Below are 4,162 nucleotides of genomic sequence, written 5' to 3' on the forward strand. Positions count from 1 at the left end.
GCCGGTCGTCGCGGGGGCGGCGGGCCTCACTCCCCCGGCTCCACGGGTCGAGGGGCGCCACGGAGCCGGGCCAGGCCGGCGCGCACGGCGGGGCGCACGTGCCAGTGGTCCTTCACGAACCGGCTGGTGCGGCGGTCCACGACGAGGATCCACAGCAGACACACGGCGGAGACGATCAGGGACACGGCCTTGACCTGGTCCGCGATGTCCAGGAACTGCCAGGTGAAGAGCTGGTCCGACGCGCCGAACGCCAGGAAGTAGCCGACCGTGAACACGACCCACTTGATCTGCCAGTTGTCCCGGATGCCGATCACGGCGAAGAACGGGAGCAGCCACAACAGGTACCAGGGCTGGATGATGGGCGAGAGGATCACCAGCGCGGTGAACGCCCAGGTCATGCGCGTCATCACGCGGTCCTGGCGGCCGAGGAACATCAGGGCCAGCACGATGAGCACCGAGAGCACGCGTCCGGCGGTCTTGTACACCCCCTCGACGGCCTGCACGTCCGCCCCCTGCCCGAGGAGCTCGCTCGCCCCCACCGTGATGAGGGACAGCATGCCGATCGGCCCCCACGGCACGGTGCCCGTGCCCGTGCCGACCATCACGGCCACCCAGCCGAAGCCGAAGCCGTTGAGCACGCCCACCAGGGCCATGAGGCCGAAGGAGATCCCGGCGGTGAGGGCCCAGAAGGCGAACCGGCGCGGCCATCGGGCCGTCGGGCCGGCCCACAGCAGGCCGATGAACGGGAGCAGCACGAGGGTGATGGGCTTGATGCCCAGGGACAGGGTGACCAGCACGACGCCGGCCACCCCCCACGCGACGGACTGCCCGGGTCGCTGGGGGCGGAGCGGATGTCCGGCGCGCAGCGCGCACCACGTGCCGGCCAGGGCGAGGCCGACCATGAGGGCGTCGTTGTGCCCGGACGCGACGAAGCTGATGGTGAAGAGCGGGTTGGCGGCGCTGATCCACTGCGCCCACGCACCGTTGACGCCCAGCCGGCGGGCGAGCAGCGGCACGAAGACCATGATCAGCGCGACGCCGGCCACCGCCACCAGGCGGAACAGGAAGATCGCCAGGTCCGGGTTCATGTCCCCCGAGATCGCGACGACGGCCTGCTCGATCCACAGGAAGATCGGACCGTACGGGGTCTCGGAGTCCGCCCAGGTCGCGTCCGCTCCGAGCTGGAACCAGTTGGACAGCGAGGAGATCGTGTCCACGTAGGGGTCCTGCCCCGCCACCATGAGACGGCCCTGCCCCACGTAGGCGAAGATGTCCCGGCTGAAGATCGGCAGTGCCACGACCTGGGGCAGGCACCACAGGACGGTGGCGAGGTTGACCGTGCGCAAAGCGCCGCGGCCGAAGGGGCGGATCGTCTGGCCCAGCCGCAGCCAGGCCCAGAACATCACCCAGCAGCCGAGGGTGAGGAGCACCGTGCCGGCCAGCACGCCGGTCTCCTGGGTGCGCCACGGGATCAGCCACTGCCAGCGGTTGATCGGGGAGGCCGAGGCCAGCCAGCCGACGGAGTACGAGCCCACCACCAGGAGGAGGGAGCCGAGGGTCCCCACCAGGATGGGCCACCAGTCCGCGCCGGCGACCTGGGGGTCCGCGCGGAGGCCGCCGACGCCGACGTACTCCGGCCGGTGGGCCGTGGACCCGGACGGACGCGGGGTCGACACGCTCATGCGACGGGTCCTTCCGTGCGGTCCTGCGTGGGCGCGCGAGGGCGCGGCTCGCTCGAATCTACCATCGTGACACGCGAGTAGCCTGGGGGCATGAGCGAGACGAGCACCCCCGCGCCGGAGAGCGCCCCCCTGGTCTGGATCGACTGCGAGATGACCGGCCTGCACCCCCAGGTCGACGAGCTCGTCGAGGTGGCGGTGCTCATCACGGACGCCGAGCTGAACATCCTGGACGAGGGCATCGACCTGGTGATCCGTCCCTCCGCGGCCGCCCTCGAGCAGATGGACCCGTTCGTCCGGGACATGCACACCACCTCGGGCCTCCTGCCGGAGCTCGCGGAGGGCCTCGAGCTCGACGACGCCGCCGCGCGCGTCCTCGAGTACATCGCCGCCCGCGTGCCCGCCGGCAAGGGCCTGCTGGCCGGCAACACGGTGGGCCAGGACAAGCTGTTCCTCGCCCGCTACATGCCCGCCGTCGTCGACCACCTGCACTACCGGATCGTGGACGTGTCCACCGTGAAGGAGCTGGCCCGGCGCTGGTACCCGCGCGCCTACTACCAGGCCCCCGCCAAGACCGGCGGCCACCGCGCCCTCGGGGACATCAAGGACTCCATCACCGAGCTGCGCTACTACCGGGCCGCCGTCATGGCCCCCGCCCCCGGCCCCACCACGGAGGAGGCCCGCGCCATCGCGGAGGTGGTGTCCGGGGCGCAGGCCTGAGCAGGCACTCCCGGCCCCACTGCCCCGATTCGGCGCTGCGCGGGATCTCGTGTACTGTGGACCCCGCTGCGCCGCGCGGATCCGTCCGTGTGAAGCAGACATGGTGGGCGTAGCTCAGTCGGCAGAGCGTCTGGTTGTGGTCCAGAAGGTCGCGGGTTCAATCCCCGTCGCTCACCCCACTCGAAGCCCCCGGAATCCTTACTGGTTCCGGGGGCTTCTTCGTGTGCTCCCCGAGCGGGCCGCGCTCCCCCTGCGCCCGCAGCTGCGGGATCGTGGTGCCAGCCGAGTCCCGCGTGGCCGCGGCGAGCGAGTCGGCCGCCGGACCGGTGAGGCCGGCGTCGTCCAGGGCCGCGGGCAGCGTGGCGGCGAGGGCGATGGACAGGGTGGCCCCGGCGAACGCGGTGCCCAGCGCTGAGCCGATCTGCCGGACCGTGCTCTGCGTCGCGGCGCCCTGACCCGAGATCTGCACGGGGATGTCCTGGAGCACCATGTCCGTCAGCTGCGCCGAGGCCAGGCCGAGCCCGAGGCCGTACACGACGAGGGGCACGGCGACGAGCCAACCCGAGGTGTCCGGGCCCAGGAGCAGGGCGAGCGCCACGACCCCGGCCACCTCCAGGCCCAGCCCGATCAGCACGGTGCCCGGGGCGCCGAACCGGGCCGCCAGGTGACGGGCCGCGGCGTCCGAGAGGAACGCGCCTGCGGCCATCGCGGCCAGGACCAGGCCCGCCCCCATCACGTCCAGGCCGAGCGGCGCACCTTCTCGCGGTGTCGCTCCAACCCTTCGAACAGCGCGAGGGCGAGCGCCGCGACCGCGAGCGCGACGGGGACGACGCCGCCGGGCATCAACCGCTCGACGGATCCCCGGTCCGCTGCCGGGCGTAGAGTCGGCCGGTGAGGGCGTCGACCCGACGCCGCACCCCCGCCGACGAGGAGGCCAGCCCATGTCCGTCGTGAAGATCAACGCCATCAGCGTCCCCGAGGGCGCCGGCCCGGAACTCGAGAAGCGGTTCGCCGCCCGCAAGCACGCGGTGGACCAGGAGCCGGGCTTCGAGGGCTTCCAGCTGCTCCGGCCCACCGCGGGCGAGGACCGCTACTTCGTGGTCACGACGTGGGCGTCGGAGGAGGACTTCCAGCGCTGGCGGGACGGGCGCATGCCCGCCGCTCACGCCGCCGAGCAGGGCGGCCGCCCGGCGCCGGTCGCCACGGGCGCCGACCTGCTCGAGTTCGAGGTCGTGGACCTGGGCTGACCCGGGCGCCGCAGCAGGCGCATCGCGTTCACGATGACCAGCAGCACGGACGCCTCGTGCACGAGCATGCCGACGGCCATCGTGACGCCGCCGGCGAAGACGCCGGCCAGCAGGGCCACGACGGTCACGAGGGAGATCGCGATGTTCTGCCGCATCACCCGCACCGTGCGCCGGGCCAGATCGAGCGCCTGCGGCAGCCGCTCGAGCCGGTCGCCCATCAGGGCGATGTCCGCGGTCTCGATGGCCACACCGGAGCCGGCCGCGCCCATGGCCACGCCGATGTCCGCCGTCGCCAGGGCCGGGGCGTCGTTGACGCCGTCACCGACCATCGCGACGACGCGGCCCTCGGCCTGCAGGGCCTCGATCGCCTCGAGCTTGTCCTGGGGCAGCAGGCCCGCCCGCACGTCGTCGACGCCCACCTGCCGGGCCACGGCCTGCGCGACGCCGGGCTGGTCGCCGGTCAGCATCACGACCTCGCGGACGCCGATCCCGTGCAGCGCCCGGATCATGCCCGCG

The 4,162-nt window shown here is 72.8% G+C and carries 5 protein-coding genes and 1 tRNA gene; 3 read left to right on the forward strand and 3 right to left on the reverse strand.

The window, feature by feature from the left end:
- Positions 1–26: 26 nt before the first annotated feature.
- On the reverse strand, positions 27–1,682 hold the full coding sequence (gene mptB / locus HMPREF3105_RS02075; RefSeq protein ID WP_036316838.1) for a polyprenol phosphomannose-dependent alpha 1,6 mannosyltransferase MptB: 1,656 nt from the start codon (positions 1,680–1,682) through the stop codon (positions 27–29).
- 90 nt (positions 1,683–1,772) lie between these two features.
- Here mptB and orn point away from each other — a divergent pair, with 90 nt between their 5' ends.
- Together orn and HMPREF3105_RS02085 are read left to right on the forward strand one after the other, a co-directional pair.
- Positions 1,773–2,399 carry an oligoribonuclease gene (gene orn / locus HMPREF3105_RS02080; protein ID WP_002857127.1) on the forward strand — a complete coding sequence of 209 codons (627 nt, stop codon included), beginning with the start codon at positions 1,773–1,775 and terminating at the stop codon, positions 2,397–2,399.
- A 103-nt stretch (positions 2,400–2,502) separates the two neighbouring features.
- Positions 2,503–2,578, forward strand: a tRNA-His gene (locus tag HMPREF3105_RS02085).
- Here HMPREF3105_RS02085 and HMPREF3105_RS12570 read toward each other — a convergent pair.
- Positions 2,557–3,132, reverse strand: a complete 576-nt coding sequence (locus HMPREF3105_RS12570; RefSeq protein WP_369814512.1) for an MFS transporter — start codon at positions 3,130–3,132, stop codon at positions 2,557–2,559. The genes HMPREF3105_RS02085 and HMPREF3105_RS12570 overlap by 22 nt on opposite strands.
- A gap of 208 nt (positions 3,133–3,340) precedes the next feature.
- On the opposite strand from HMPREF3105_RS12570, the gene HMPREF3105_RS02095 reads away from it, so the two are divergent.
- Positions 3,341–3,646 carry an antibiotic biosynthesis monooxygenase family protein gene (locus HMPREF3105_RS02095; protein ID WP_010078879.1) on the forward strand — a complete coding sequence of 102 codons (306 nt, stop codon included), beginning with the start codon at positions 3,341–3,343 and terminating at the stop codon, positions 3,644–3,646.
- Here the strand turns inward: HMPREF3105_RS02095 and HMPREF3105_RS02100 are convergent.
- On the reverse strand, positions 3,562–4,162 hold a 601-nt coding region (locus tag HMPREF3105_RS02100; protein ID WP_141762404.1), incomplete at its 5' end, for an HAD-IC family P-type ATPase. The genes HMPREF3105_RS02095 and HMPREF3105_RS02100 overlap by 85 nt on opposite strands.

Source organism: Micrococcus sp. HMSC31B01, from assembly GCF_001816085.1.
In the GTDB taxonomy this organism is placed as follows: Bacteria; Actinomycetota; Actinomycetes; order Actinomycetales; family Micrococcaceae; genus Micrococcus; species Micrococcus luteus.

What these genes read in the sequence shown, in the direction of transcription:
- orn (WP_002857127.1), top strand. Translation starts at nt 1,773, where the DNA reads ATGAGCGAGACGAGCACCCCCGCGCCGGAGAGCGCCCCCCTGGTCTGG.
- mptB (WP_036316838.1), bottom strand. Translation starts at nt 1,682, where the DNA reads ATGAGCGTGTCGACCCCGCGTCCGTCCGGGTCCACGGCCCACCGGCCG.
- HMPREF3105_RS12570 (WP_369814512.1), bottom strand. Translation starts at nt 3,132, where the DNA reads ATGGGGGCGGGCCTGGTCCTGGCCGCGATGGCCGCAGGCGCGTTCCTC.
- HMPREF3105_RS02095 (WP_010078879.1), top strand. Translation starts at nt 3,341, where the DNA reads ATGTCCGTCGTGAAGATCAACGCCATCAGCGTCCCCGAGGGCGCCGGC.